Origin of the sequence: Mesorhizobium kowhaii (genome assembly GCF_003253745.1) — a bacterium.
GTDB classification, from domain to species: Bacteria; Pseudomonadota; Alphaproteobacteria; order Rhizobiales; family Rhizobiaceae; genus Mesorhizobium; species Mesorhizobium kowhaii.
This window is the reverse complement of sequence record NZ_MZXV01000032.1, coordinates 109388-135977: the sequence shown is the minus strand read 5'-3', so window position 1 is coordinate 135977 and position 26590 is coordinate 109388. Positions and strand designations below refer to the sequence as shown.

23 protein-coding genes and 1 pseudogene are annotated in these 26590 nt (G+C 62.0%); 15 read left to right on the top strand and 9 right to left on the bottom strand.

Translation table 11 applies throughout. From position 1 onward, the window contains the following. Positions 1 to 105 precede the first annotated feature (105 nt). Both mutM and B5V02_RS13490 read right to left on the bottom strand, forming a co-directional pair. A complete protein-coding gene (gene mutM / locus B5V02_RS13495) occupies positions 106 to 996 on the bottom strand; it encodes a bifunctional DNA-formamidopyrimidine glycosylase/DNA-(apurinic or apyrimidinic site) lyase (RefSeq protein WP_111544666.1) in 891 nt (296 codons plus the stop codon). Continuing rightward, entirely contained in the window at positions 989 to 2230 is a 1242-nt protein-coding gene (locus tag B5V02_RS13490; protein ID WP_111544665.1) for a phosphopentomutase, read from the bottom strand. The genes mutM and B5V02_RS13490 overlap by 8 nt, the downstream gene beginning before the upstream one ends. Positions 2231 to 2504: 274 nt before the next feature. Here B5V02_RS13490 and B5V02_RS13485 point away from each other — a divergent pair, with 274 nt between their 5' ends. Beyond that, a complete protein-coding gene (locus B5V02_RS13485) occupies positions 2505 to 3425 on the top strand; it encodes a phosphate/phosphite/phosphonate ABC transporter substrate-binding protein (RefSeq protein ID WP_167458488.1) in 921 nt (306 codons plus the stop codon). Positions 3426 to 3795: 370 nt separating this feature from the next. Here B5V02_RS13485 and B5V02_RS13480 read toward each other — a convergent pair whose 3' ends face one another. The 6 genes from B5V02_RS13480 to B5V02_RS13455 all read right to left on the bottom strand — a co-directional run bounded on the left by B5V02_RS13480 (position 3796) and on the right by B5V02_RS13455 (position 9827). After that, a complete protein-coding gene (locus B5V02_RS13480; RefSeq protein ID WP_111544664.1) occupies positions 3796 to 4842 on the bottom strand; it encodes a glutathione synthetase in 1047 nt (348 codons plus the stop codon). Between the two features lie 14 nt (positions 4843 to 4856). Further along, positions 4857 to 6725, bottom strand: a complete 1869-nt coding sequence (locus tag B5V02_RS13475; protein ID WP_111544663.1) for a flavohemoglobin expression-modulating QEGLA motif protein — start codon at positions 6723 to 6725, stop codon at positions 4857 to 4859. Then, on the bottom strand, positions 6722 to 7543 hold the full coding sequence (locus B5V02_RS13470) for an N-formylglutamate amidohydrolase (protein WP_111544662.1): 822 nt from the start codon (positions 7541 to 7543) through the stop codon (positions 6722 to 6724). The genes B5V02_RS13475 and B5V02_RS13470 overlap by 4 nt, the downstream gene beginning before the upstream one ends. 481 nt (positions 7544 to 8024) lie before the next feature. Beyond that, positions 8025 to 8639, bottom strand: coding sequence for a TadE/TadG family type IV pilus assembly protein (locus B5V02_RS13465; protein WP_111545380.1), 615 nt, complete (start codon positions 8637 to 8639; stop codon positions 8025 to 8027). A gap of 45 nt (positions 8640 to 8684) precedes the next feature. Next, positions 8685 to 9266 (bottom strand): TadE/TadG family type IV pilus assembly protein, encoded by a 582-nt coding sequence (locus B5V02_RS13460; protein WP_111544661.1) that lies wholly within the window; start codon positions 9264 to 9266, stop codon positions 8685 to 8687. 138 nt (positions 9267 to 9404) lie between these two features. Then, a complete protein-coding gene (locus B5V02_RS13455) occupies positions 9405 to 9827 on the bottom strand; it encodes a pilus assembly protein N-terminal domain-containing protein (RefSeq protein ID WP_111544660.1) in 423 nt (140 codons plus the stop codon). A 299-nt stretch (positions 9828 to 10126) separates the two neighbouring features. Here B5V02_RS13455 and B5V02_RS13450 point away from each other — a divergent pair, with 299 nt between their 5' ends. The 9 genes from B5V02_RS13450 (at position 10127) to B5V02_RS13410 (ending at position 19236) form a co-directional block, all read left to right on the top strand. Beyond that, positions 10127 to 10309: a Flp family type IVb pilin gene (locus tag B5V02_RS13450; RefSeq protein ID WP_111544659.1), complete on the top strand. Its 183-nt coding sequence runs from the start codon at positions 10127 to 10129 to the stop codon at positions 10307 to 10309. Positions 10310 to 10493: 184 nt separating this feature from the next. Further along, positions 10494 to 11012 (top strand): A24 family peptidase, encoded by a 519-nt coding sequence (locus tag B5V02_RS13445; protein WP_111544658.1) that lies wholly within the window; start codon positions 10494 to 10496, stop codon positions 11010 to 11012. 211 nt (positions 11013 to 11223) lie between these two features. Then, on the top strand, positions 11224 to 12039 hold the full coding sequence (gene cpaB / locus B5V02_RS13440) for a Flp pilus assembly protein CpaB (protein WP_111544657.1): 816 nt from the start codon (positions 11224 to 11226) through the stop codon (positions 12037 to 12039). Next, a complete protein-coding gene (locus B5V02_RS13435; protein ID WP_111544656.1) occupies positions 12036 to 13553 on the top strand; it encodes a type II and III secretion system protein family protein in 1518 nt (505 codons plus the stop codon). The genes cpaB and B5V02_RS13435 overlap by 4 nt, the downstream gene beginning before the upstream one ends. A gap of 14 nt (positions 13554 to 13567) precedes the next feature. Further along, on the top strand, positions 13568 to 14305 hold the full coding sequence (locus tag B5V02_RS13430) for a CpaD family pilus assembly protein (RefSeq protein WP_111544655.1): 738 nt from the start codon (positions 13568 to 13570) through the stop codon (positions 14303 to 14305). A 43-nt stretch (positions 14306 to 14348) separates the two neighbouring features. Next, entirely contained in the window at positions 14349 to 15632 is a 1284-nt protein-coding gene (locus tag B5V02_RS13425; protein ID WP_245445908.1) for a CpaE/TadZ family protein, read from the top strand. A gap of 29 nt (positions 15633 to 15661) precedes the next feature. Then, positions 15662 to 17167 carry a TadA family conjugal transfer-associated ATPase gene (locus B5V02_RS13420; RefSeq protein WP_111544653.1) on the top strand — a complete coding sequence of 502 codons (1506 nt, stop codon included), beginning with the start codon at positions 15662 to 15664 and terminating at the stop codon, positions 17165 to 17167. 20 nt (positions 17168 to 17187) lie between these two features. Next, positions 17188 to 18201, top strand: a complete 1014-nt coding sequence (locus B5V02_RS13415; protein ID WP_111544652.1) for a type II secretion system F family protein — start codon at positions 17188 to 17190, stop codon at positions 18199 to 18201. 9 nt (positions 18202 to 18210) lie between these two features. Next, positions 18211 to 19236: a type II secretion system F family protein gene (locus B5V02_RS13410; protein ID WP_111544651.1), complete on the top strand. Its 1026-nt coding sequence runs from the start codon at positions 18211 to 18213 to the stop codon at positions 19234 to 19236. 292 nt (positions 19237 to 19528) lie between these two features. Here the strand turns inward: B5V02_RS13410 and B5V02_RS13405 are convergent. Beyond that, positions 19529 to 20351, bottom strand: a pseudogene (locus B5V02_RS13405) (tetratricopeptide repeat protein). A 126-nt stretch (positions 20352 to 20477) separates the two neighbouring features. Here B5V02_RS13405 and B5V02_RS13400 point away from each other — a divergent pair. From B5V02_RS13400 to pdeM, 5 genes are all read left to right on the top strand, one after another. Further along, positions 20478 to 21842, top strand: coding sequence for a leucyl aminopeptidase family protein (locus B5V02_RS13400; RefSeq protein ID WP_111544650.1), 1365 nt, complete (start codon positions 20478 to 20480; stop codon positions 21840 to 21842). 72 nt (positions 21843 to 21914) lie between these two features. Then, entirely contained in the window at positions 21915 to 22265 is a 351-nt protein-coding gene (locus B5V02_RS13395; RefSeq protein WP_111544649.1) for a MarR family winged helix-turn-helix transcriptional regulator, read from the top strand. A gap of 74 nt (positions 22266 to 22339) precedes the next feature. Beyond that, positions 22340 to 23200: a C40 family peptidase gene (locus tag B5V02_RS13390; RefSeq protein ID WP_111544648.1), complete on the top strand. Its 861-nt coding sequence runs from the start codon at positions 22340 to 22342 to the stop codon at positions 23198 to 23200. A gap of 122 nt (positions 23201 to 23322) precedes the next feature. After that, on the top strand, positions 23323 to 25842 hold the full coding sequence (locus tag B5V02_RS13385) for a ligase-associated DNA damage response DEXH box helicase (RefSeq protein ID WP_111544647.1): 2520 nt from the start codon (positions 23323 to 23325) through the stop codon (positions 25840 to 25842). Between the two features lie 13 nt (positions 25843 to 25855). Further along, positions 25856 to 26572 (top strand): ligase-associated DNA damage response endonuclease PdeM, encoded by a 717-nt coding sequence (gene pdeM, locus B5V02_RS13380; RefSeq protein WP_111544646.1) that lies wholly within the window; start codon positions 25856 to 25858, stop codon positions 26570 to 26572. Positions 26573 to 26590: the final 18 nt, after the last annotated feature.

The window sequence follows — 26590 nt, the reverse complement described above, 5'->3', positions numbered from 1 at the left end:
ACCGCAGAACCGCCCTATCTCTTTGTTTTGACGCAATTCCCTAGGGGAAGCGCTATGCGCTTTTCCGGGAAAACCGTTTCACACTTTTCCAGGAATTGCTCTAACTCACCGTTGACAGGTCCGGCAATAGAAGGTCGATCGGCCGCTCTGCACGATGCGCTCGATGTGGCCGCTGCAGCCGGGTTTCGAACAAGGCTCGCCCTCACGGTCGTAGACGGCGAAGGAATGCTGGAAGTAGCCCAGCGACCCATCGGTCTGCATATAGTCCCGGAGCGAGGACCCGCCGGCCGCGATCGCATCTGATATCACCGAGCGAATGGCTTCGGCGAGGCGTTCGCTTTGGGCCTGGGCCTTCTTCCCGGGCTTGGCGATCGTGCCCGCCTCGCGCAGTGGCGACAGGCTGGCGCGCCACAGCGCCTCCGACACATAGATGTTGCCGAGCCCGGCGATCAGTCTCTGGTCGAGAAGCGCTGCCTTCAGCGGTGATCGCCGTCCTTTCATCAATGAGGCAAGCAGCGCGCCGTCCAATGTATTGCCGGTTGGCTCAACGCCGAGCCCGGCCAGCATCGGATGGACGTCCGGCGGCCCTTCGGCAAACAACATGAAGCCGAAGCGGCGCGGATCATTGAAGATCACGCGCGAACTGGCGCCGCCCGAAGATAGGACATGGAAGACGACGTGGTCGTGGTTGGAGTTCTTCGAGCGGTCGTGCTGGAAGACGCCCGGCATGTCGCTGCCATCCGCCGTCTCGATGCGGAATGAGCCCGACATGCCGAGATGGCAGATCAGCACCGGACCGCCTTCAACGTCCATCGTCAGATATTTGGCCCGGCGGCCGAGCGCGGTGATCGTCTTGCCGGTCAGCCGCTGCGAGAATTTTTCGGGAAACGGAAAGCGCAGATCCGGTCGGCGCGCCTCGACACGGGTGATGGTGGCGCCTTCCAGAACCGGCTGCAGCCCACGCCGGACCGTTTCGACCTCCGGCAATTCAGGCATGGCCGCCAATCGCTGTATGGAAAGACGTGCCGTAACGGCCGCGCGCCAGCCCAAGATGCTCGGCCACCGTTTCACCGATGTCGGCGAAAGTCGTTCTCAGCCCGATGTCGCCGCCCGTGAAGCCCGGTCCGGTGCCGATCACCGGAATGCGTTCACGCGTATGGTCGGTACCGCGCCAGGTCGGATCGTTGCCATGGTCGGCCGTCAGGATGAGAAGGTCGCCCTGCCGCAGCCTTGCGAACGCCTCCGGCAGCCGCCGGTCGAAGGCTTCAAGTGCCGCGGCGTAGCCGGCGACGTCGCGGCGATGCCCGAATTCGGTGTCGAAGTCGACGAAATTGGCGAAGACGAGGTCGCCGTCGCCGGCATCATCCATCGCGCCCAGCGCCTCGTCGAACATGGCCATGTTGCCCGCCGCCTTGCGCACTTGCGAAATTCCGCGATGGGCGAAGATGTCGCCGATCTTGCCGATGGCGATGACGCGGCTGCCACGCGCCGTCAGCCGGTCGAGCAGGGTCGGCTCCGGCGGCGGCACGGCGTAGTCATGCCGGTTGTAGGTTCGCTCGAAGGTCGCGGTGGTTTCCCCGACGAACGGCCGTGCAATCACCCGTCCGATCCTCAGCGGGTCAACCAGCCTGCGCACCACCTTGCAGAATTCATAAAGCCGCTCGAGACCGAAATGGGCTTCATGCGCGGCAATTTGCAGGACCGAGTCGACCGACGTGTAGCAGATCGGCTTGCCGGTACGGATGTGCTCCTCGCCGAACCGCTCGATGATTTCGGTGCCCGGCGCATGACAATTGCCGAGAATGCCGGGCAGTTTGCCCTCGCGGATCATCGCCTCGGTCAGCGCTGCCGGAAAGGCGGGAACCGTATCCGGGAAATAGCCCCAGTCGAAGCGCACCGGCAGGCCGGCGATTTCCCAATGGCCCGACGGCGTGTCCTTGCCGCTCGAAACCTCTTGCGCCGCGCCGTGGAAGGCCGTGCTGAGCAGATCCGTCCCGCTGCTGGCGAAGCCCAGTCCCGTGGCGGTTTCGGCAGCCTTGCCAAGCCCGAGCGAGGCCATGTAGGGGACAAACAGCGGTCCGCTGCGAAGCCCTTCGCGATCCGCGCGGCCTTCGGCACAGGCTTCTATGATGTGCGCGAATGTGTTGGCGCCGGCGTCGCCGTAGCGGTCGGCGTCGGCCGCCCCGCCGATGCCGAAGGAGTCCAGAACGAAGAGGAAAGCGCGCGTCATCGAATTGTTGCCAGTTTGAACGACCAGACATAGGGTTCCGCGACTTCATTGGCAATTCGGAAACCAAACGGCAACGACCAGGCGTGATAGTCTGGTGCATGTCGCCCAAAAGTGCGCAGCGGTTTTGGGACAACGACATGCACAAACAAAGAAATGCATGTCGCCCAAAAGTGCACAGCGGTTTTGGGACAACGACATGCACAATAAAGAATGCATGTCGCAACGATGCGCCGGGCATGGGCATGGATCGAGGAAAGCAAACGGCGGTTCTGTCATGAGGGTTGCCTTGAAGGCATATGCCGCTCTCATGCTGGTGCACGGTGCGCTTTGGTCCAATCCGGCGCATGCCGACTGGCGCGATGATATCGGCACGTTTCGCATCGGCATTGTTGCCGAGCCAGGCGCCGGCAACACCGTTCCGGGGCTGGCCCAGTTGACCGACGCCTACACCAGGGCCCTGGGCATGAAGGTCGAGTTTGTCGTTGCCCGCGACTATGCCGCGCTGATCGAGGCGCAGGCCAATGCCCGCATCGAATACGCAATCTATTCGGCGACCGCCTATGCGACAGCGTCGCAACGCTGCGGATGTATCGAGCCGCTTGTGGCTCCGGTCGATTTTGACGGCGCGATCGGCATCCGCTCCGTTCTGCTGACGCGGGACGGCAAGCTGCCTGATCTGGCGGCAATGGAAAGCCATCGCATCGCCATGGCCCCTTCGGACAGCGTCGGCGGTTCTCTCTTGCCATTGGCGGCGTTGATGGCGGAAGGCCGCAAGATTGCGGAAGATGCACCGTTTCTGGTCCATGCCGATTCGGCTGCGGCGGCGGAGGAGATGCTGATCGATGGCAAGGCCGATGGCCTGTTCGGCTGGGTAACGGCCGCTGCCGACAGCCAGCCGGAAGCATCGGGCACGCAGGCGAGGCTGGAAGCAGCGGGGCTTTCGGCAGTGGCACTTCGGGTCGTATGGACGTCGGGCCTGCTGAGATATGGTCCCCACGCCGTCCGCAGTGATCTCGACCCGGAAGCCAAGCGCCGGCTCACCGTGTTCCTCACCAATCTCAAGTCGACGACGCCAGACATCTACGAGCTTCTGGAATCGAAGCACTCCGGTGGCTTCGCTGTCGTGGCGCCAAAGGATTACGAGATGGCCGCTTCTGTCGTGCGCTTCGTCTCGGGCAGTGGGTCGCAGCGGTAACGCGACGCGCTTTGGGGTCAAAACCCAAATCACTCCGAACGGCCGAGTTCGACCCGTTGCGGAAGTTCGCTCACCGGTCGGGCTCACGCCCGGACCCGATGTTGCCTTTCCACGGAACGATCATTGAGGTCCGGATCGGGTGGAGTGTTGACATTCGTCTCGTCGATGGCGAACGAGAAAGTGGCCTATTTGCCGACATTCATGCGCTCTCAAAAGTTGCCCTTCACACGACGGCTCGAGTCGCCAGAAACAGGAGCTTCGCGACAACTACGGCCCGTTAGGCCACTGGTTCCCAGCCGATCAGCCGTCCGCCAAAGCCGGCCGCTACTTGCCGCACCGACTGGTGGGCTAGCCGGCTTGCCTGCGTTCCTCAGAGCGTCGCCAGCCGCGAATTCGGCATGGTCTTTCCATAGGCTTGCCGCAGCATTCGCTTCTCCTCCAGCGCAACGATGACACTTATGGCAAAATCCGTCTTGTACATAGCGGCGAGCCGTGCCAGCCCGCCTGGCGTGAAAACGTTGATCTCCAGAAGTTTGTCACCGACGATGTCGAGCCCAACCAGAAACATGCCGTCGCTGATCAACTTGGGGCGCACCATCTCGGCAAGGCGCAACATCGTGCCTGTTACCTTGACCTTGCGGGCTGTTCCGGCGGCATGGATATTGGACCGGACGTCGCCCTTGGCTGGGACACGGCGAAAGGCTGCGTAGTTGCCGTCGCGCAGCAGCGGCAGGCCGTTCATCAGAAAAAGACGCACGTCGCCAGCCTTAGCCTCGGGAATGTAGGCCTGCGCGATGAGATAGCCGTCACCGCTGGCCGCCTCGAAAATCTGGTTGAGATTGGAATCAGCAGGCGTCGCAATATGAAAGACGTTCTTGCCACCCGACCCTTGCAGTGGTTTGACGATACAGCCCTTGGAGTTTTTGTCGATGAATGCGCGGATCTCGGAAATGCTGCGCGATATCAGGGTCGCCGGCCTAACGACCTCGGGAAAAGTCTGAAGGTAGAGCTTGCTCTGTGCCTGTCCCAGACCGTCCGGATCGTTGACGACAATGACGCCGCGTTCCGCTGCAAGCCGCCCAAACATAACGCCTGCGTTGGCGGCCCATGGTCGAGCGGTGGCGTCCAGCGACGGGTCGTTGCGCAGAAACAAGATGTCGATATCGCTTGTCGCGAAGGTCTTTTTCTGCTTCGCGGCATCCTTCAGGGCAGCATACAGCGTATCGGACGTCTTGTAGGGAGCATCCGGCACAACCGCGACGCTGACAGCCAGACCGTCATCCGGACGCAGTATGAAGTCGCCTGGTTCAACATAGACAACAGAATGGCCGCGCTGGACTGCAGCCAGCGCCAACGTCGTCGTCGTGTAGCTGGGCGTCTCGCTCTCAATGGAATTGACAAAGAACGCAATGCGCATTGAGGCTGCTCCGCTCAAGTTTCAACCATATCGATCGGATCGATTCCCGCCATCGCTTTCTTGAGGCGCGGACGCGCCGCGTCGGATGAGAGAAACGCGGGTTCGAGGCGCGGCGCCCGCAGCAGACCGCGCGCATTGAGTTCCTGGATCGCGCCGAAATGCGCGGCGGAGATCTTGCCGATCCAGAAAGGAGTGAGGCTGCCGCCGTTCTTGAGATGATCGAGAATCTGCACCACGCCGCGCAAATAGATGGCGTCTTTTGCAAGGCCACCGCCTCGATAGACACGTAGAACGACGTTGAAGGCGCTGCGATCATCGAGACCGAAATCCCTTTGGAGAATGCGGAAGGTTTCCTCAAACGTCGCGCCGGCGAGCATCACCTCACATGCGATGACCCTGGCCGCGATCAGCCTCAACCGCGCCGCGGTCATGCCGCCGACCAGATACTCCGCCAGCACGGCCAGTCCCTCCTGCATGCCCTCGTAGCCGGCGAGCCCGTTGCGGAAGATGGCGAGCCCCTGCGCATCACCGTTGAAATAGGTCAGCAGATGAACACCGATCTCGTGGCTAAGCAGCGCAGTCAGACGCTCCGATGGAAGGTTGGTATCGCGCGAAACCAGCAGTCGGTTTCGAGAGACAAGGAGGCCAGCCGGCAGGTCGCCGCGGATCTCCACGGAAGCATCGAAATTGGGATAGGCGGCCCGGTATCCGGCGATCATGTCTCGCGCAGCCGCAGCAACGGCGTCAGCACCCAGGCTCTTCTGCCGGGTCGCTGGAGCAATTCGCGGTACCCTTTCGAGAATAGTGCGTGCCCGCGCCGCCAGGCTCGGTTCGACGCCACCATAAAGTGCTCGTCCGAGTTCGACGAAGCGGGGCGTTTCGCGTGCCGCGAGCATCGACAGTTGGAGATCGAGTTCCTGCTGCTTTTCGGAGAGCAGCTTGGTCAGGAGCGGATCTTCCAAATGATCGAGCGAGATCGAATAGAGCTTCCGCTTCTCGACGGCGACCTCGAACTCGAGCGGCCTGTAGAGCAGTGCGGGCACACGCTCAAAGACACCTGCCTGGAACTCCAGCCAGGCTGGTTCGGCATTGATCGGTGTGACGGCAAGCAGAAAATCGAACGTCGATGCAACGTCGTCGATCGCACGGTCAGCGCGCACGACTGCATCGATATAGGCGCGGCGCCCGAGTGAACGATGGGTTGCCGGTGGTTCCAGCCTTGATGCCTTCAGGAAGGTGCTGACGGCCTGAAGCGCGGAATCGACCATGTTGGCGACGACGAGGTCGTGGAGTTCAGGGTAGACGCGCTTGGTGCCCGGCACTCTGTAGATCGGGGCGAAGCGCACCGTCAGGCACGCCGTATCACCGAGATCATCCCAGAGCCGTGCTTCGGCGCGTGTCGCCGGGTTGAGTTCGTCCACGCGGGGTGTGCGGTATTTTGCTTCGCGGGCGGCCGCAGCGGTGGCGAAGCGCTTGAGTGCAGCCTTCTCCGCCGTCGTGTTGCCGCAGGCCAACGCAATCTCGAAAGGCGGCAGGTATGGAACATCCTCGGTCAGGAACCGGTCTTCGGCCAACTCGCCGAGGTCCAGCATGAGGAATGCGCCGCAGTGATCGCGCATCCTTCGCGCCACCAGCCGCGCGACCTCGCCGGCGAGGCCAATGTCGGCCGCGATCAGATAGGACGCGTTGGCGGAAACAATGTGGAAGGCTGCATCCTGATGCGACCCAACATGGACACACAGAAAGGGCAGCGGTCGATCCATGTGCAAGCGGTTGCCGTTGCCGAAATCGCGGCGGATCGGCTTGCCGTCCTGGACAAGCGCGTCCAAGTCTGATTCGATTTGCGCCAACGGGAGCGCGGGCTCAACGAGCTTGGGCTTCATTGCGTGGCCCGCAGCGCCGACTCCAGGACAGGCACCGTAGATGCCAGCATGGCGCGCAGCCGCTCAATCGCTGCCCAGTCGGGGTCGCCGCTCCATTCGTCCATGAAAATCTTCTTGAACTCGACCGCGATGGCACACCCGGTCTTGGGGAAATTGGCATGGACGAAACGGGTCTGTTCGCCCTTGCCCTGGAAGGACACATTCTCGCGCACGTCGATCGGCTCGCCGTTGAGACGTTGGCCGCGCAGCGTCTCCATGAAGGCGTCGACAATCGGCGCCCAGCGCGCGCGGTCCATCGAGAATGTGCCGATATTGATGTCGGGCGCGACATCGTAAGACGCGGGAACTCCTTCCGGCCCTTCGCGCCGATGATTGTAGCTGTGGACGTCGACAAGGACGAACCTGCCGTAGCGCTTTTCGACGTCGGACAGGACCAGCTTGAGCTCGGCATAGAACGCATCGTGAAAGGCAAGGGACTCGTTTATGATCTCCTCGGCCGGTAGCTCTCGCCACACGTTCAAGCCCCAGGACTGGTCCGGCAACAGATAGATCGCAGCCTCGCGCGCGCGGTTCAAATCGACTTGAAAGCGCGATCGATGGACGATGATCTGGGTCGGGAAATCGGCGATAAAGTATTCGGTGAAGGGGTCCTCCTCCCGCAGCCGGTCGGAGTTCGAGATGGACAGGAGCGGTTGGCAAGCGCGCCCGACATCGGAGCCGCTGTGGATCGCCGTGCCAATGATGGGCGATTCACCGAGCTTGATTGTCCAGCCTGCCGGTGACCCGCTCGGAGCATTGTTGAAAGTGGGCTTGTTCACGATCCATTGAAATGCGCGGAGAGGGCGGACGGTTCCGATTCATTGCACAAGCTCAACGGGTTTTACACCCCTTGAGGAAACCCAAGCCTTCGTATGAAACCGCCGGCAGCCATGCCAGCTATGTATGAAAGCCCGAGGCTGTCGCTGCACCCATCGAGCAGGCTGCGACAGATAAGTGAATGAGGCCACGTCAACCCAGAAGCGTCGGGAACTGACTCGAAGAGCTGTGGACCAGTAGCCTGATGGACGCCAGTTATGGGCACCGTCTAGGATTAGCCGTCCAACGTGTGCTCGACGTTAGGTTTGGAGTCCAAAGCGGCCCTTGAGGTGGCAGCGACATGGACGGCCGCTCATGGCGCTCCTTGCTCGTTCTGATCGGCGAGAGGGAAGGCACAAAACCACCCATCTCGGCCGATTGCGGCAACCAGCTGATTGAGTTTTGATCCTAGAGTGGTTCGGCGGACCGCTCAGCGGTCCCGATTCAACAGTCGCCGCAAGGGATCGTGGTGCTTCTGCGGGGACGCAGATAGTAGGTTTCGCCCATCGCTATGTTGTTGAAAGCCGAGGTCAATCCAAGCCTCTGCTGGTCGCTCGTCGACGACCAGGCGATGACCGGCGTGTAGCCGAGAGTGCTGTCGACGCGGATGAGGAAGGTGCCGGCGACTTTGAGTTTTGCTGGAACCGTGGCGGTGGAAGGGCCAGCGCTGGCAACGCCATTGACCAGCTTGCGCGACCACATCACCTGCACCAGCGGCGTTGCGTCGCTCGTGACCTGTATTGCCGTGATGGTGATGCCCGGGACCGAGCGGTTGTAGGGTTGAAGGGTGACGGCGCCGATCGCCATGATGGCGTCGATATCCGCCTTGACGACCGTCGTCTGCTGCGTGACGAGATCAGCCACCATGCTGCCGATACGACTGACCTTCTTGCTGGTCTCGATGGCTTGTGACGCCTCCATGGTCATGAAATACATGGCCAGCAGAATAGGCATGATCAAGGCGAACTCGACTGCCGCGATACCACGGCGATCGGACCCGAATCGAATTGCTTTGCGCCAAATTCCTGAAGTCTTGAGATGTGCCCCCGCACGCATCATGCCCATTGCCCTTTTTCTTTTACTGCTCGTGCATCCGCCTCGAACTCAATTGTCGAACGGCTCGTTCTGCCAGGTTACCGACGCAAAATGCAGGGTCTTGTTGCCGCCCATCGACTGCGCCAACAGATCGGTCATGATCGGCCATTTGTAAAAGACCCGCAGCATGTTCCTCGATTCCGCCGCACCCGCCGTAACGGAAAAGGACACTTCGGCGGTGCCGTTCGTCAGCTGGACATCGTTGGCCTTGATCTTGAAGCCGGCCAGGGACGCGGCGGCGAACGTCGTAAATTGGCGAAGATCCACCATCAGCTGATTGGGACAATCCTGAGAAACGATGATCTCCAGTTTGTTGCAGATCATGTTCTTCAAATTGTCTCCGGCGATGTCGGCCGCCCTTAACTGGCCCGTGCGCAACCGGCGCGCGACATCGTCGGTGATATTGGCCATCACTTCCTGGCCGGCAAATGCGATGCAGCTTTCCAGAATGGCAAAGACAAGCAGCGCGAACGGGATTGCAAGGATTCCGAATTCAATTGCCGTGCTGCCGCGCCGGTCGCCAAGGAAGCGAGCGAAAAACCTTGGGCGTCTCGCCTTTTGCTCGTCTGCGGAGCCGAATTCCTTGCTCATGTCTGATCCTGCCGATCTCTATGCGGTCTCGGGAGGGGTATTAACGCAAACCAATTGAGGCCCGGTTTGAATGATCGTTAAAGTCGGCGTTGGCCTCTTAACCAGCCGATAACCTGAACGACATTCCACCGCGCCATCCTATCGGCTGACGCTCATCTCCGCCTCGGAGGATTTCTCCGCATCACTCTTATAGGAGCTTTCGCAATAGGGCGTGCAGGACATGGTCTGTATTTCGGCACGGCGATAGATACGCACCGATGAGGCGGCCTGCCGCACGACGGTGACCTGCTCGTCGACGATCGGGCTACCGTCCGTATCGAGCACGACCAGATTGGTGACGCCGAAACCCTTGCCGGTCAGCACGATCGTCGAGGCGTCCTGCACGGAAGCGTCTGCGATTGCCGGATTGCCAACCACGATCGTATCGGCGGGTCGCGACAGTTTGACGATCTTGGCCTGGTTCATCGTGACCTCGATGCCGGCGCCGGCCATGGCGGGCGCGACGAAGCTCGCGGCTGCAAGAAGCGCGGCAATCACGATTGACGATCTCGGCTGGGCCATTGAGGCGCTCCACGCAAGCAGACTGATCAACGGAACATGAACGAGATTGGTGAACCAACGGTTAAGCGGACACTCTGGCCGAAGGTGCCGGGTGCCGACATGATCGCCGACCCGGGAAACGGAAGGGCCGGCCGGCATTTAGTGCTGGGTTAACCACGCAATATGTTCGAACCGGGAAAGGAATCGGTAAGGCTGTTTATTAAGCCGATCGAAAGAGCTTCTCCCTAGATTGCCAGTATCCGATCAACCATCACAGAAGTTGACGGAAGTGCTGTAACACGTGGAGTAGGAGCTCTCGAATGTCTAATCTCATCGCACGTTTTGTGAAGGACGAATCCGGCGCGACCGCTATCGAATATGGTCTGATCGCCGCTCTCATCGCGCTCGCCATCATCACTGGCGCCGGCGCGCTCGGCAATGCACTCAACAGCAAGTTCACCTCTATCGGAACCACCTTGAACGCTGCTCCCTCGGGCAGCTGATCTGCGGTATTGCTGGGCGCTCAGATTGCGTTCTGGAAAAGGGCCGCCACGTGGCGGCCCTTTTTCTATTTCTATGCCGCTGCCAATATCAGTATCAGTCGTCTTTTCATTCCGGGCCTCATCAATCGTTAATCGAACATGTCTAGATTGAGCCCCGTGAAATCGGACAATAGGCATAGCGCCGATGCTTGAAGCCCTGATCTTCGTCGTGTTTCCGTTCTGCATGCTGTTTGCCGCGATCTCCGACATGCTGTCGATGACGATTGCCAATCGCGTGCCGGTGCTGCTTGTTGTTGTTTTCGCGCTGGTTGCGCCGCTGACGGGTATGGAATGGGCGGCCTATGGCGGGCATTTCGCCGCCGGCGCCCTGGTCCTGGCCGTGACGTTCGGCCTGTTCGCAATGGGCGGCATGGGTGGGGGCGACGCCAAGCTGCTGGCTGCCACCGCGATGTGGATGGGTCTCAATGTGCATCTCGTCGAGTATTTAGTGGCCTCGACAATCATCGGCGGCCTGCTGACGCTCGCAATCATCGTCTACCGGAAGTCGCTGCTTGCGGCCGTTACCGGCCGAAATCCGTTTCTGCGCCATTTCGCCGACGAGGCAAACGGCGTTCCCTACGGCATCGCGCTTGGCCTTGGCGGGTTGCTGACTTATCCGGATTCGCCCTTGATGGTGTGGGCGCTGGCGCGGCTAGCGAGCTGAACGATCTGATTTCCGTTATCCGACCCGGCGTTTCCGCACCTGGCTTTTGGTAGGGCCGGGCCTGCCATTTGTCCGGGCGGGCCACATCGAGCTAATTTATGTAAACCTTAAATTAATCACGATCGTAAGCATTACATTAACCTTGTTTTGACGATTGCCGCTGCAAAGTCCGGCTTGGCTACGTGGTTTGCCAGGGCAAGGGTTCGGACAGATGCCAGCATCGCGATTGATAATTCTGAGCGTGGCGGTGGCCGCGGCGGGTGGTGCCGGTTTTGTCGCGAAAAACATGGTGGCACCGCCGCCCCAGATCGTCGTCGATTCCGGCCCCCAGGCGCCGGCGGTGTCGCTGCAGGATGTGCTTGTGCTGTCGGGCGATGTCTCGATGGGCAGCCCGCTCGAAAACAACATTGCCTGGCAATCCTGGCCCGCCGACGGCATCAACGCCAATTTCATCACCCGCACCGCCGAGCCCGAGGCGCTGGACAAGCTGAAGGGTTCCGTCGCCCGTGTGGCAATGTACGCCGGAGAGCCTCTGCGGCGTTCCAAGCTGATCGGCGAGGGGCAGAGCTTCATGTCGTCGATCCTGCCTTCCGGCATGCGGGCGGTCGCCACCGCCATCTCGGCCGACACGTCGGCCGGCGGCTTCATTCTTCCGAACGACTTCGTCGATGTCATCATGACCCGCAGGGGCGATGCCACCAACGGCGCCGCCGCCAGTTTCAACACTGAAACCATCCTCAAGAACATCCGCGTCCTGGCAATCGACCAGACCATTCAGGAGGACGAGGAAGGCAAGAAGACCAGGGTGGGCCAGACCGCCACGCTGGAACTGACACCGCGTCAGGCGGAGATCATCACGGTTGCCCAGCAGATGGCGGATCGCCTGACCCTGGCGCTACGGGCGGTCGCGGACACCCAGGAAAAGAATCTGGGTGAGGCCGACTATCTCGTTTCCGGCAATGGCCGCAGGGGAACGGTGAGGCTGATCAAGTCGGGCGAAGTTTCCGAAGTAGGGGCAAGGAAATGAGGCTAAGTGGTAAACTGCCGGCAATTGTAGCCGCGGCATTCGGCCTGCTGCTCGTCGGAACGCATGTACAAGGCGTTGTCGAGGCAAAGAACGCGCAGGTCACTGCATCGACGGCCACCCAGCGCGTCAAGCTCGGCCTCAACAAGTCGGTGGTTATCGACCTGCCGAGCGATGCCTACGACATTCTCGTCGCCAACCCGGCGGTCGCCGACGCGGTGACCCGCACCGCAAGGCGTATCTATCTGTTCGGCAAGGCGGTCGGCGAGACGAACATCTTTGTCTTCGGTCCGAATGGCGAGCAGATCGTCAGCCTGGATCTGGCTGTCGAACGCGACGTTGCCGGCCTTGAAGACTATATCAAGCGCTTCATCCCGACGTCGGCCATCAAGGTGGAACTGCTGAATGACAACGTCGTCCTGACCGGAACGGTCGACACGCCGCTGGACGCAAAACGCGCGGTCGACCTGGCGACGATCTTCGTCTCGGGCGGTGAAGCGACGACGGGACAATATTCGCAGACCGCGGCCGGCGGTTCGGCCCAGAGCGGTGTCGACATCAACAATCCGGACCAGGAGCGCCGCACCAGCAAGATCGTCAACCTGCTTCAGATCATCGGCGACGATCAGGTCACGCTGAAAGTGACGGTCGCTGAAGTCAGCCGCTCGGTGATGAAGCAGCTCGGCGTCAATATGGTCGGCACTGGCGGCAGCAACGGCATCAGCTACGGCGCAATCAGCGACAATTTCACCGGCCTTGGCAAGCAGCTGTCGAACTCGGGCTTCCAGATCGGCGCCTCGGGGCTGCAGTCTTACATCAACGCCATGGAACAGTCCGGGGTCATGAAGACCTTGGCTGAGCCGACCTTGACTGCCGTATCCGGCGAGAAGGCGACCTTCAAGGTCGGCGGTGAATACAACATGGTGTCAAATGTCGACCAGAAGGTGTCCACCGACAACCAGACTGGGCTGAAGACCTATACCGTCGAAAAGATCGAGTACGGCATCGGCCTGGAATTCCAGCCGGTGGTGTTGTCTCCCGGCCGCATAAGCCTGAAAGTCCGAACCTCGGTTTCCGAGCCGACAACCGAGGGATCCGTATCGTTGTCCGAAGGCGTGACGAGCGCCGGCATGAATGCCCTGTCGCTGCGCAAGCGTCTTGCCGACACAACGGTGGAATTGCCCTCTGGCGGATCCATGATGATCGCCGGCCTGGTTCGCGACGATGTCAGGCAAGCCGTCAACGGTTTGCCCGGGCTGACAAAGATCCCGGTGCTCGGCGCGCTCTTCCGCAGCAGGGATTTCGTGCGCAACGAGACCGAGCTCGTCATCATCATCACGCCCTATCTGGTGAAGCCGGTGGCACGCAACGACCTCGCCAAGCCGGACGACAATTTCAACGCTGCCAGCGATGGCGCCGCCATGTTCCTTGGCCGCGTCAATCGCGTCTACGGCACCATGCAGACCGACAAGCCCAACGGCCGTTACCACGGCGTTGTCGGCTTCATCTACAAGTAAGCGGGGAAGCGGACATGTCTCAGTCAGCATTGAAGGCAAGCACCATCGCCACAACGATGCGCTTTGGCCGTTCGCGGATCTGCGGACGAGCCGTACCGGTCCTGGTGGTTGCGGTGGCGGCGTTGCTGGTCGGCTGCGCCCAGCGCGACAGCATTACCGTCGGCGCCGTTCCGGACGACTATCGCACCAATCATCCGATCGTGATCGCGGAGAAGAACCAGAAGATCGACCTGCCTGTCGGCGCCGGCGATCGGGGCATGACCGGATCGCAGCGCGACACGCTTCTGGGCTTCCTCGACGGCTATGACAAGAGTGCCGCCCCGACGCTGACGATCCAGGTCCCGAGCGGATCGGCCAACGAGGTCGCCGCGACGGCAGCCGCTCGCGATTTCGCCCGGCTCGCGGTCGCCGCCGGTGTCAAGCGCAACCGGATCGTCGTCACCTCCTATCAGGCCGCCTCGAGCGAGATCTCCTCGCCGGTTCGCGTCGCCTATGTCTCGGTGAGAGCCCAGACCGACAAATGCGGACGCTGGCCAGATGACCTGGTCGATACGGCGGAAAACAAGCACTATGCCGACTTCGGCTGCTCCTATCAGAACAATCTTGCCGCCCAGATGGACAACCCGGCCGATCTGCTCGGCCCGCGCAAGCCATCCACCATCGATGCTGAAAATCGCGGCGCGGTGATAGATGTCTACCGCTCAAGAGGCATTTCGGACGAATTCCTCGGCAATTCGGAAGTTTCGTACTGAGCCGCCAGTCTCGGATAGAACAGGCCACGGGAAAGAGATGATGATGAGCAATCTTGCCTACGACGCCCCGGTGGATGGCAGCGATACCTCGCAGCAGGACATCGCCGCGATGCAGGCATTGCGGCCGATTCCGCGCATCTCGATCCAGGCATTCTGCGAGACCGAGGGCGTTGCCAATCCGGTCGAGCGCGCCGGCGAGGATCGCCGCATGACGAAGGCGCATCTCAAGGTCCATATGGGCGGCGTCCTCACCGCCATCGAATTCTACCAGTCGGCGCCGACACCCAACCTGATCCTGCTTGAATCGCGCAGCGAGCCGAAGCAACTGCTGGAGCAACTTGCCCAGCTCTCGGAATACTGCGATCCGACCTCGAAGGTGGTGGTGATCGGTCACTACAATGATGTCGGTCTCTACCGCGAACTCATCCGCTCCGGCATTTCCGAATATGTGATCGCACCTGTGTCGATGGCTGACATCGTCAGCGTGGTGGCGTCGATTTTCATTGATCCGGAAGCCGAGCCGCTCGGCCGCTCGATCGCCTTTGTCGGCGCCAAGGGCGGCGTCGGTTCCTCGACGATTGCCCACAATGTGGCCTGGGCGATGTCCTCCCTGTTCAAATCCGAAGTGGTCGTCGCCGATCTCGACCTCGCTTTCGGCACGGCCAACATCAATTTCGACCGGGATCCGGCGCAAGGCATCGCCGAGGCGGTGTTTTCGCCGGAGCGCATCGATGAAGTCTATCTCGACCGTCTGCTGACCCAGTGCGCCGAACACCTCTCGCTGTTGGCAGCCCCTTCGACGCTCGAACGGGTCTATGACTTCGATCCCGAAGCCTTCACGCAGCTCATCGACACCGCCCAGCGCAGCGTGCCGCTGCTGGTGCTCGATATTCCCCATGCCTGGACGGGCTGGACCAAGAACACGCTGATCAAGGCCGACGAGATCGTCATCACGGCGACGCCGGAACTGGCCAATCTGCGCAACACCAAGAACCTGGTCGACATGTTAAAGCGACTTCGTCCCAACGACCCGCCGCCGAAGCTGATCATCAACCAGGCCGGCGTTCCCAAGCGCCCGGAGATTTCACCGTCCGATTTCGCCGAGCCGCTCGGCCTGTTGCCGATGTCGGTCATTGGCTTTGATCCATTGCTGTTCGGCAATGCCGCCAACAACGGGCGCATGCTTGGCGAAATGGATGCCAAGAACCCGGTTGTCGCGATGATCAACGAAATCGCGCATGTGCTGACCGGGCGCAGTGAAATCAAGACGAAGAAGAAAGCAGGGCTTGGCAATCTGCTTGGCAAGCTCTCGCGCAACAAGAAGTGACGTTTCAGCGGTGGAATCGGTAGCAGATCATGTTTGGTAAAAGAGGCAGCGACGACGGAAACCGGTTCACGCCGGAATTTCGCCAGCCAGCACCGGCCCCGGTTGCGCCGCCGGCCGCAAGTTCCGCGGATACGGCGGTGCTTGCCCGCCCCGCTGCGCCTCCGCCAAGCGCACCTGTCGCGCCGCCAGCGCGCCGCGCGATCGAGGCGCCGCCATCGGCGCCGGACCTGAAACGGGTCCAGCGCGAAAAGAGCGAAACCTACTACGACACCAAGAGCCAGGTTTTCTCCGCGCTCATCGACACGATCGATCTGTCGCAGCTCTCCAAGCTTGATCCTGAAAGCGCACGCGAAGAAATCCGCGACATCGTCAACGACATCATCGCGATCAAGAATTTCGCGATGACGATCGCCGAGCAGGAAGAACTGCTCGAGGATATCTGCAACGATGTGCTCGGCTATGGGCCGCTCGAGCCGTTGCTCGCACGCGACGACATCGCCGACATCATGGTCAACGGCTCCAAGAACGTTTACATCGAAGTCAACGGCAAGGTCGAACAGACCGGCATCCGCTTTCGTGACAACCAGCAGCTCCTCAACATCTGCCAGCGCATCGTCAGCCAGGTTGGCCGCCGTGTCGACGAATCCAGCCCGATCTGCGACGCGCGTCTTCCCGACGGCTCCCGCGTCAACGTCATCGCGCCGCCGCTCTCCATCGATGGAGCCACGCTCACCATCCGCAAATTCAAGAAGGACAAGCTGACCCTCGATCAGCTGGTCAAGTTCGGCGCCATTTCACCGCAGGGAGCCGAAGTTCTCAAGATCATCAGTCGTGTTCGCTGCAACATCGTCATCTCGGGCGGTACCGGCTCGGGCAAGACGACGCTGCTCAACTGCCTGACCAACTATATCGACCGCGAGGAGCGCGTCATCACCTGCGAGGACTCGGCCGAGCTGCAATTGCAGCAGCCGCATGTCGTGCGCCTCGAAACCCGCCCGCCCAATCTGGAGGGCGAGGGTGAGGTGACGATGCGCGACCTGGTCAAGAACTGCCTGCGCATGCGGCCCGAGCGCATCATCGTCGGCGAAGTGCGCGGACCCGAGGTGTTCGATCTTCTGCAGGCGATGAACACCGGCCATGACGGCTCGATGGGAACGATCCACTCGAACAGCCCGCGCGAATGTCTGAACCGTATCGAATCCATGATCGCGATGGGCGGTTATTCGCTGCCGCAGAAGACCGTGCGCGAAATCGTTGTCGGCTCCATCGACGTGATCATCCAGGCGGCGCGCCTGCGCGATGGATCGCGTCGCATCACCCACATCACCGAGGTGATCGGAATGGAGGGCGACGTCGTCATCACGCAGGATATCGTCCTCTATAACATCAAGGGCGAGGACGCCAATGGCAGGCTGCTGGGAGAGCATGTATCGACCGGCATCGGCCGTCCGCATTTCTGGGACCGGGCTCGCTATTATGGCGAGGAGCAGCGCCTCGCCACTGCGCTCGAGGCGATGGAGAAACGCACTGACTGATGGCGTGAGGGTTCTGGCCAATGTTTGGAATTGACGGCACAGTACTGGCGTTTGTCGTGCTCGCCGGCTTCAGCGCCGGCGCGGTCGCCTATGCATTTCTGTTCACCCAGATCAGCAACGAGAAACAGGTCGGCAAGCGGCTTGAAACGATCAAGTCCGCCGAGACGGATCGCTCCGTCGTCAAAGCCTCGCGCGACCGCGCGGCGGAAGCCGTCAAGCGGCGCAAATCGGTTCAGGATTCGCTGAACGAGCTCGACGCAAAGCAGAAAACCAACGACAGCAGGGTCAAGAAACCGCCACTGAAAGCCCAACTCCGTCAGGCTGGCCTGAAGACCACCGTCGAGCGCTTCTACATATACTCCGCCATATGCGGCCTCGCTTTGACGATGGTTGCCTTTGTGGCCGGAGCGCCGCGGCTCGTCCTGCCGGGTGTGCTGCTGGCCGGCGCACTCGGCCTGCCGCGCTGGTTCGTCTCGTTTCGTCGCGCCCGCCGGGTCAAGGCATTCCTCAACGAATTTCCAAACGCGCTCGATATCATCGTGCGCGCTGTCAAATCCGGCCTGCCGCTGAACGACGCCGTGCGCCTGATCGCCAACGAATCTCTCGAACCGGTGAAGACCGAATTTCGTCGTATCGTCGATTCCCAGCAGATGGGCCTGTCGATCCCCGATGCGACCTTGCGCATGCCCGAGACCATGCCTTGCACGGAGGCAAGCTTCTTCGGCATCGTCATCCAGATTCAATCGCAGGCTGGCGGCAATCTATCCGAGGCGCTGGGCAATCTTTCGCGCGTGCTTCGCGATCGCAAGAAGATGAAAGCCAAGGTCCAGGCACTGTCGATGGAAGCGAAAGCGTCCGCCGCCATCATCGGTGCGCTGCCTTTCATCGTCGCGTTTCTCGTCTACCTGTCGAGCCCGAGCTACCTGATGCCGCTGTTCGTCACCAGCGTTGGACACCTGATCCTTGGGTGCTCGGCGGTCTGGATGTCGATCGGCATCTTTGTGATGCGCAAGATGATGAACTTCGAAGTCTAGGATGCTGGCATGACCGACCAAGTCATCAAATCGCTGACCGATCCGAGCTTCCTGATCGCGTTGCTGGTCGGCATAGCGGTGTTTGCGACCGTTTTCACCTTGTTGCCGGCGTTTGGCGGAAACCAGCTCAAGTCACGCATGAAAACCGTCGCGCTGGAACGCGACGAACTGCGTGCCAAGCAGCGCGCCCGGCTTGCCGTCGAGGCGGATCGCCGTCGCAAGGGCCTGCGCGAGGAACAGTCGGTTGGCATGCGCAACATTGTCGACCGGCTGGATCTGAGGCGCGCGCTTGCCGATGAGGGCACATTGCAGAAACTCAAGGTGGCCGGGTTTCGCGGACAGAACCCGCTGACGCGGTTTCTTTTCTTCCGTCTCGTGCTTCCTTTTGTCGGCTTCGCGCTGGCCGCAATCTACATCTTCGTGCTCGGAGGATTGCCCGACAAGCCATTGGTCATCAGGCTGTTCGTCTGCATCCTCGTTGCCTATGGCGGCTTCTACGCCCCAGTCGTCTATGTCAACAACCGCGCCACCAAGCGCAAGCAGTCGATCCAGATGGCGTGGCCGGATGCGCTCGATCTGATGCTGATCTGCGTCGAATCGGGCATGTCGGTGGAAGCGGCCCTGCGCAAGGTCGCCGACGAGATCGGCGCGCAATCGGTGGCGCTGGCGGAAGAATTCATCCTCACCAACGCCGAGCTTTCCTATCTGCAAGAGCGCAGGCAGGCCTACGAGAACCTGGCAAGCCGCACGGGCCTGGAATCGGTCAAGTCGGTGTCGCAGGCACTCGTGCAAGCCGAGCGTTACGGCACGCCGGTGGCGCATGCACTGCGCGTGCTGGCCGCCGAAAGCCGCGACATGCGCATGAATGCGGCCGAAAAGAAGGCGGCAGCCTTGCCGCCGAAACTCACCGTGCCGATGATCCTGTTCTTCCTGCCGGTGCTTTTCGCCATCATTCTGGGCCCGGCCGGCATTCAGGTGAGCCAGCGCGGCGGCATCTTCGGCGATCGTTCGGCACCAGCATCAACTGCGCAATAGCGGCGAGGCAGGTCCCTGCACGACATATGAAGAAGCCGCGCTGAACGCAGCGCGGCTTCTTCATTTCAAGGTTGTTGCAGATTGTCGTCTAATGCATGTCGTCCAAAAGTGCGCAGCGGTTTTGAGACAACGACATGCATAAAACAAAGACTTAGAGCGCGTCGACTGAATCCGTTTTCGGCACGACGCGCTTCAGAGCGGTTCACCGATTCACGGAAACGGCGAACCGCTCTACCTCTTTGTTTGACGCAATTCCGGACGGAAAACCGTTTCACACTTTTCCTGGAATTGCTTAGTTGGTCGCGGACTTTGGCTTGTCCTGGTCCTTGAGCTGGCTCCAGGCATTCTGCTGGGCCAGCATCTGACGCAGGTAGGCGACGTTTGCCTGCGCCTGTTCGGGCGAGAGTTCCTGTGAGGCGATCTTCTCGGCTTCGTCGAAACGGCCTTGCAGGCCGACGACCAGCGCCAGGTTCTGGCGCACCCGGCTGTCCGCGTTCGGCTGCTGCGCCGGCGGAGCGCATATAGGTTTCGGCGGTGCGCAGGTCACCTTCCAGCACATAGGACATGCCGAGATTGGAGAGCACCGAAGGCTCGTTCGGCTTGAGCTCCAGCGCCTTGCGGTAAAGCTGGCGCGCGTCGTCCTTCTGGCCGATCTGGTCGAGAATGGCCGCTTCGGCCGATACCAGCCTCCAGTCGGGATATTCCGGTGTCTGGGCGCGGCGCACGGCGTCCAGCGCAGCCTCGAACTGGCCATTGGCGGCCAGCGCCTTGCCATAGGCGGCGAGCACGTCACGATCCTTCGGCAGGGCGATCGCCAGCTTGCGCATTACGGCGAGCGACTGGTCGGCGTCGCCATCCATCTGCAGTGCCGCCGCATAATTTGTCGCTATCCGCTTGTCGTTTGGGTTCCTGGCGTAGGATTGGCCAAGTGCCCCCGTCGCAGTGTGCAGTTCTCCCGCCGACATGGTTTCCAGCGGTTTGCCGCCGGTGCGTGCGATCGAGCCGGTGGTGAACTTGTCTGTTGCGCAACCGGCGACACCGGCCGCGAGCGCCAGCACGAGGGCCGTGCTGATAAGCCGTTTTCCCCTGGCGTTGATCGTGCGGTTGGTCGGCATCGGCACCGGGTCTCCATTCATGCGCGGCCATTGCGTGGCCGTCTTCCCTCCCGCAGAAATATTCTGTTAACCCTAACGGACGGTTAAGAATGGCGACTCAGGGGGCCGCCACACGGAGAACATCGAATGCCCGTCGAACTCGTCGAGAAGAAACTGCCTGGCGCGCTGCCGGTCCATCTGGTCGCCAGGGATGGTCTGGACGCAGCCGGTCTTGCACCAGCCGCCGTCGCCTGGGCCAGGGCCAACGGCTTTTCCGGCGAGGCAGGCAGGACGCTGGTTTTGCCCGGCGAAAACGGAGCGCTCGGCGGCGCCTTGTTCGGTGTCGGCGACGGCGAGGGCGCGCTTGCTCTCGGCGCGTTGTCGAAAGCCTTGCCGGAAGGCGACTGGCATTTCGCCTCCGCGCCGGCCGAGCCGGAACTGGCGGCAACCGCGCTGGTGCTCGGTGGCTATGTCTTTACCCGTTATGGCAAGAAGCCCGGCAAGGCGCTGCGCTTCGACTTGCCGGCCGGCGTCGATGCCGGGCGCGTTCGCCGTATTGCCGATGGTGTCTTCCTGACACGCGATCTGGTCAACACGCCGACCAGCGATATGGGCCCGGAAGAATTGGAGAAGGCGGTGCGGAGCCTGGCCGGAGCGCACAATGCCGAAGTCTCGGTGGTGAAGGGCGACGATCTCCTCAACCGGAATTTCCCGATGATCCATGCCGTCGGTCGTGCGTCGACCGGCGCGCCGCGCCTGATTGACATGAAATGGGGGCCGCAAGGCGCGCCGAAGGTGACGCTGGTCGGCAAGGGCGTCTGTTTCGACACGGGCGGTCTCGACATCAAGCCGTCGTCCGGCATGCTGTTGATGAAGAAGGACATGGGCGGCGCGGCCAATGTGCTTGGTCTCGCCTCGATGATCATGGCCGCCAGGCTGAACGTGCGTCTGCGCGTTCTCATTCCCGCGGTCGAGAATTCGATCGCCGGCAACGCCTTCCGGCCCGGCGACGTGCTGACGAGCCGCAAGGGCATTACCGTCGAGATCGGCAACACGGACGCCGAAGGACGGCTGGTGCTGGCCGATGCGCTGGCGCTGGCCGACGAGGAGGAACCACAGCTTCTGGTCGATATGGCGACGCTGACAGGGGCAGCCCGTGTCGCGCTCGGCCCCGATTTGCCGCCTTTCTATACCGGCGACGAAGCGCTGGCGTCCGACCTGGCGGCGGCTTCCGTCGCCGCCGAAGATCCGCTGTGGCGCATGCCGCTTTGGCGGCCTTACGATGCAAAACTGTCGTCGAAGATCGCCGACATCAACAACGTCACCACGGACGGTTTCGCCGGCTCGATCACGGCAGCGCTGTTCCTCAAGCGCTTTGTCGAAAAGACCGCAGGCTGGGCGCATTTCGACATCTTCGCCTGGAACCCCGCCGACCGTCCGCATGGCCCCGCCGGCGGCGATGCGCAAGGCATTCGCGCGCTGGAGCGGATCATCTCGAAACGCTTTGGTTGATGGCCACAGCAGAGCCGGCAAAATTGCTGAAACTGAAACGGAACCGAAACAATTTGCCGTCATGCTGGCGCGATGTCGATTGCGATGCGCCCGAGCCAGGCCTTGCGACTGTGGCAGCAGGTGATGCTGTCGCAGGTGCGCGACGACGAGCCCGACCTGACCATGCGCCAGACGGCGATCCTGTTCACCATCTATCTCGATCCGCCACCGCACACGGTGCGCGGGCTCGCCGCCCGGCTCAATGTCACCAAGCCGGTGATCACCCGCGCGCTCGACACGATGGGTGCGTTGAAACTGGTGTCGCGCCATCGCGACGAACTCGACAAGCGCAATGTTCTGATCAGGCGCACGGTCGAGGGCGCGCTCTTTGTCGAGCGCTTCGGCGATGGTATCATCGCCAAGGCCCACGAATTGCCCATCTAAAGCATGATCCCGAAAAGTGGGAACCGGTTTTCGGACAAGATCATGCTCAAACAAAGTAGTTCAGAGTTGCCGATTTGACTGCCAGGGATGCCCGCCTTCACGCTTTCCGTTCCGACCTTGCCGATGCACGGCTGAAGGGCGAGGTCGCCGCCGACCGCTTCGTCGCCGGCCGGCCGGCGCGGATCACCGCATCCGTGGCCGATGTGCGCAAGGCGCCGCGGCCGGATGCCGGCGTCAACACGCAGCTTCTGTTCGGTGATGATGTCCTCGTCTTCGAGGTCGCCGAAGGCTGGGCCTGGATCCAGGCTGAGCGCGATGGCTATGTCGGCTATATCGCCGATACCATGCTGGGCGGGCAGGACCATGCGGCGACCCATATCGTGTCGGTGCCGCGCACCTTCCTCTACCCCGGGCCGGATCTGCGGTTTCCAATCGCAGGACAATTGTCGATGGGATCGACGGTGACGGTGACGGATGCCGCCGAAACGCGCGGCACGCATTATGCCATCCTGCCCTCCGGCGAGGCGATCATCGCTGGCCATCTGCGGCCTGTCGGTGATGTGGCCGCCGACTATGTTGCGGTGGCCGAGATGTTTCTCGGCACACCCTATCTGTGGGGCGGCACTTCGGGCTTCGGCATCGACTGTTCGGGCCTTGTGCAACTGGCGATGCGCATGACCGGCAGCGACGTGCTGCGCGATTCCGACATGCAAGCGGCGACCCTCGGCGAGCCGCTCGATCCGGATCCGGACTACGGCGGGCTGCGGCGCGGCGACCTCGTCTTCTGGAAAGGCCATGTCGCCGTCATGACCGACACCGAGACCATGATCCACGCCAATGGCCACACCATGCTGGTGTCGCGCGAAGGGTTGAAGGATGCGATCGCCCGCATCGGCTACCTCTATGGCGCCCCGACTGGGTTTCGGCGGCCCTAAATGCTTGTCGCCCAAAAGTGGGCACCGGTTTTGGGTAACGACATGCATCAGAGCGAAGTCTTCGATCCCCTTTTGTTCCGATTCTTCTTGGCGATTGCCTGCCTTCGCGCTACCTCTGGCGCGTGACAGAGCAGCCGCGCCTTGCCGAACACAATGCCACTGTGGCCCTGCCCGAACCATTCATCAGATGGTTTGGCGAGAAGGGCTGGTCGCCGCGTGCCCACCAGATCGAATTGCTGGCAAGGGCCCAGGGCGGGCAATCGGTGCTGCTGATCGCCCCGACCGGCGCCGGCAAGACGTTGGCTGGCTTCCTGCCTTCGCTGACCGAGCTGGCCAACCGGCCAAGGCGAAAACCGGGGCAGGCGCATCGCGGTATCCATACCCTCTACATCTCGCCGCTGAAGGCGCTGGCGGTCGACATCGAGCGCAATCTCGGCAAGCCGGTCGAAGAGATCGGCCTGCCTGTCACCATCGAGACGCGTACCGGCGACACGCCCGCGCACAAGCGTCAGCGCCAGAAGCTGGTGCCACCCGACATTCTGCTCACCACGCCCGAGCAATTGGCGCTGCTGATCGCGGCGCCCGACGCCCGGCGCTTCTTCGAGGATCTGCGCTATGTCGTGCTCGACGAGTTGCACTCGCTGGTGACGTCGAAGCGCGGGCATCTGCTGGCGCTCGGCCTGGCGCGGCTGCGCAGCTACGTGCCTGGCCTGCAGACGATAGGCTTGTCGGCTACGGTCGCCGAGCCCGACGAATTGCGGCGCTGGCTGGTCGGCCAGAATCCGCCAGGCGCCATGGCCGGTCTGATCACCGTGGCGGGTGGAGCCAAGCCCGACATCACCATTCTCGACTCCGAACAGCATGTGCCGTGGTCCGGCCATTCGGCCCGCTACGCCATTCCCGAAATCTACGAGGCGATCAAGCGGCACCGCACGACGCTGCTGTTCGTCAACACCCGCAGTCAGGCGGAATTGCTGTTCCAGGAACTGTGGCGGGCAAATGAGGACTCGCTGCCGATTGCCTTGCATCACGGCTCGCTCGATGTCGGCCAGCGTCGGCGGGTCGAGAAGGCGATGGGCGAGAATGCGCTGCGCGCCATCGTGGCGACGTCGACGCTCGATCTCGGCATCGACTGGGGTGATGTCGATCTGGTCGTGCACGTCGGCGCGCCCAAGGGGGCGAGCCGGCTGGCGCAGCGCATCGGCCGCGCCAACCACCGCATGGACGAACCGTCCAAGGCGATCCTCATTCCGGCCAACCGTTTCGAGGTGCTGGAATGCCGGGCGGCACTCGACGCCAACTATCTCGGTGCACAGGACACGCCACCGCTGATCACCGGCGCGCTCGACGTGCTGTCGCAGCATGTGCTGGGCGTCGCCTGCGGCGCGCCCTTCGATGCCGACTATCTGTTCGAAGAAGTGCGCAGTGCCGCGCCCTATGCCGCGCTGGCGCGCGACACCTTCGACCGTGTCGTCGATTTCGTCGCCACCGGCGGCTACGCGCTGAAGAACTATGAGCGCTACGCCCGCATTCGAAAGACGGTCGGCGGGCTGTGGCGCGTCTCGCATCCGCGTGTCGCCCAGCAATACCGGCTGAATGTCGGCACCATTGTCGAAATGCCGGAACTCAATGTCCGCTATGTCAGGCAGGGCCGTGGCATGGCTGGGCGCGGTGGGCCGGTGCTGGGCAAGATCGAGGAGTATTTCGCCGAGACCTTGCGCCCCGGCGACAATTTCCTGTTTGCCGGCAAGGTGCTGCGTTTCGAGGGCATTCGCGAGAACGAATGCGTCGTCTCCAACGGCACCGGCGCCAACATCATCGTGCCGTCCTATGCCGGCGGCAAGTTTCCGCTGTCGACCTATCTCGCCGATCAGGTGCGCGGCATGCTGGCCGACAGCGACCGCTGGCAGGCGCTGCCCGAACAGGTCGCCGACTGGCTGCGGCTGCAGAAGGAAAAGTCGGTGCTGCCGAAGCGCGGCGACCTTCTGGTCGAGACCTTTCCGCGCGGCAACCGCCACTACATGGTTGCCTATCCCTTCGAGGGGCGGCTGGCGCACCAGACACTAGGCATGCTGTTGACGCGGCGGCTGGAGCGGGCCAACGCCCGCCCGCTCGGCTTCGTCGCCACCGACTATTCGCTGGCCGTCTGGGCGCTGGACGACATGGCGGCACTGTTTAAGGCCAGGAAGCCGTCATTGGCCGCATTGTTCGACGAAGACATGCTCGGCGACGACCTCGAGGCCTGGCTCAACGACAGCTGGATGCTGAAGCGGACGTTCCGCACCTGCGCGGTCATCGCCGGACTGATCGAGAAGCGCTTTCCCGGGCAAGAGAAGAGCGGCCGCCAGGTAACCGTCTCGGCCGACCTGATCTACGATGTGCTGCGCAGTCACGAGCCGGACCACATCCTGCTGCAGGCGACGCGCACCGATGCATCGGCGGGCCTGCTCGATGTCAGCAGACTTGCCGAGATGCTCTCGCGTGTTCGCGGTCGAATCATGCATAAGCATCTTGAGCAGATATCGCCGCTGGCCGTGCCGATCATGCTGGAGATCGGCAAGGAATCGGTGAATGGCGGCGCCAACGAGTCCTTGCTCATGGAAGCCGCCGATCTGGTCGAGGAGGCTATGGGCCAAAGATGAAACTGATTTCGAGATGAATTTTTCGCTGGCGCGCACATCGCTGATCGCCGAGGCCAATCTTGTCGGCATCGCCGGCGAGCGTGCCGTCTGCGACCCTCGCGGCGTGCTTTATTTTCCGGATCTGCGGCTTCTGGCCGTTTCCGACCTGCATCTCGAAAAAGGTTCGTCGCTGGCACGGCGCGGCGCGCTGATCCCGCCTTACGACACCGGTGCGACCTTGCTGAGACTGCAGGCCGTGATCGCCGACTATCAGCCATCCATCGTCATCAGCCTGGGCGACAGCTTCCATGATGGCGGCGGCGCCGAGCGCATGCATGCAAGCTTCCGCGAACGGCTGGAAGCGCTGATATCAGGCCGCGACTGGTTCTGGGTTGCCGGCAATCATGACCCGGAAGCACCGGCCGACCTGCCTGGCGAGACGGTGCGTGAACTCGCCATAGGCTCGCTGCTGTTCCGGCATGAGCCGTCGAAGGAGCGTGTCGAAGGCGAAATAGCAGGCCATCTGCACCCATGCGCGCGCATCGTGCAGCGCGGCCGTTCGGTGCGGCGGCGCTGCTTTGTCGGCGATGGCGACCGCATGATCATGCCGGCCTTCGGCGCCTATACCGGCTCGCTCAACGTGCTCGACCGCGCCTATGCCGGGCTGTTCCGGCTGGACACGCTGATGGCCTACATGCTCGGCGCCGAGCGCATCTTTGCCATCTCCCGCTCGATGCTGCGGCCTGGCTGAAGCCGCTCTTTCGTCAAT

Excerpts from the sequence above, each read along its gene's own strand:
- mutM (WP_111544666.1), bottom strand. The coding sequence starts at position 996 with ATGCCTGAATTGCCGGAGGTCGAAACGGTCCGGCGTGGGCTGCAGCCG.
- B5V02_RS13490 (WP_111544665.1), bottom strand. The coding sequence starts at position 2,230 with ATGACGCGCGCTTTCCTCTTCGTTCTGGACTCCTTCGGCATCGGCGGG.
- B5V02_RS13485 (WP_167458488.1), top strand. The coding sequence starts at position 2,505 with ATGAGGGTTGCCTTGAAGGCATATGCCGCTCTCATGCTGGTGCACGGT.
- B5V02_RS13480 (WP_111544664.1), bottom strand. The coding sequence starts at position 4,842 with ATGCGCATTGCGTTCTTTGTCAATTCCATTGAGAGCGAGACGCCCAGC.
- B5V02_RS13475 (WP_111544663.1), bottom strand. The coding sequence starts at position 6,725 with ATGAAGCCCAAGCTCGTTGAGCCCGCGCTCCCGTTGGCGCAAATCGAA.
- B5V02_RS13465 (WP_111545380.1), bottom strand. The coding sequence starts at position 8,639 with ATGATGCGTGCGGGGGCACATCTCAAGACTTCAGGAATTTGGCGCAAA.
- B5V02_RS13460 (WP_111544661.1), bottom strand. The coding sequence starts at position 9,266 with ATGAGCAAGGAATTCGGCTCCGCAGACGAGCAAAAGGCGAGACGCCCA.
- B5V02_RS13455 (WP_111544660.1), bottom strand. The coding sequence starts at position 9,827 with ATGGCCCAGCCGAGATCGTCAATCGTGATTGCCGCGCTTCTTGCAGCC.
- B5V02_RS13450 (WP_111544659.1), top strand. The coding sequence starts at position 10,127 with ATGTCTAATCTCATCGCACGTTTTGTGAAGGACGAATCCGGCGCGACC.
- B5V02_RS13445 (WP_111544658.1), top strand. The coding sequence starts at position 10,494 with ATGCTTGAAGCCCTGATCTTCGTCGTGTTTCCGTTCTGCATGCTGTTT.
- cpaB (WP_111544657.1), top strand. The coding sequence starts at position 11,224 with ATGCCAGCATCGCGATTGATAATTCTGAGCGTGGCGGTGGCCGCGGCG.
- B5V02_RS13435 (WP_111544656.1), top strand. The coding sequence starts at position 12,036 with ATGAGGCTAAGTGGTAAACTGCCGGCAATTGTAGCCGCGGCATTCGGC.
- B5V02_RS13430 (WP_111544655.1), top strand. The coding sequence starts at position 13,568 with ATGTCTCAGTCAGCATTGAAGGCAAGCACCATCGCCACAACGATGCGC.
- B5V02_RS13425 (WP_245445908.1), top strand. The coding sequence starts at position 14,349 with ATGAGCAATCTTGCCTACGACGCCCCGGTGGATGGCAGCGATACCTCG.
- B5V02_RS13420 (WP_111544653.1), top strand. The coding sequence starts at position 15,662 with ATGTTTGGTAAAAGAGGCAGCGACGACGGAAACCGGTTCACGCCGGAA.
- B5V02_RS13415 (WP_111544652.1), top strand. The coding sequence starts at position 17,188 with ATGTTTGGAATTGACGGCACAGTACTGGCGTTTGTCGTGCTCGCCGGC.
- B5V02_RS13410 (WP_111544651.1), top strand. The coding sequence starts at position 18,211 with ATGACCGACCAAGTCATCAAATCGCTGACCGATCCGAGCTTCCTGATC.
- B5V02_RS13400 (WP_111544650.1), top strand. The coding sequence starts at position 20,478 with ATGCCCGTCGAACTCGTCGAGAAGAAACTGCCTGGCGCGCTGCCGGTC.
- B5V02_RS13395 (WP_111544649.1), top strand. The coding sequence starts at position 21,915 with ATGTCGATTGCGATGCGCCCGAGCCAGGCCTTGCGACTGTGGCAGCAG.
- pdeM (WP_111544646.1), top strand. The coding sequence starts at position 25,856 with ATGAATTTTTCGCTGGCGCGCACATCGCTGATCGCCGAGGCCAATCTT.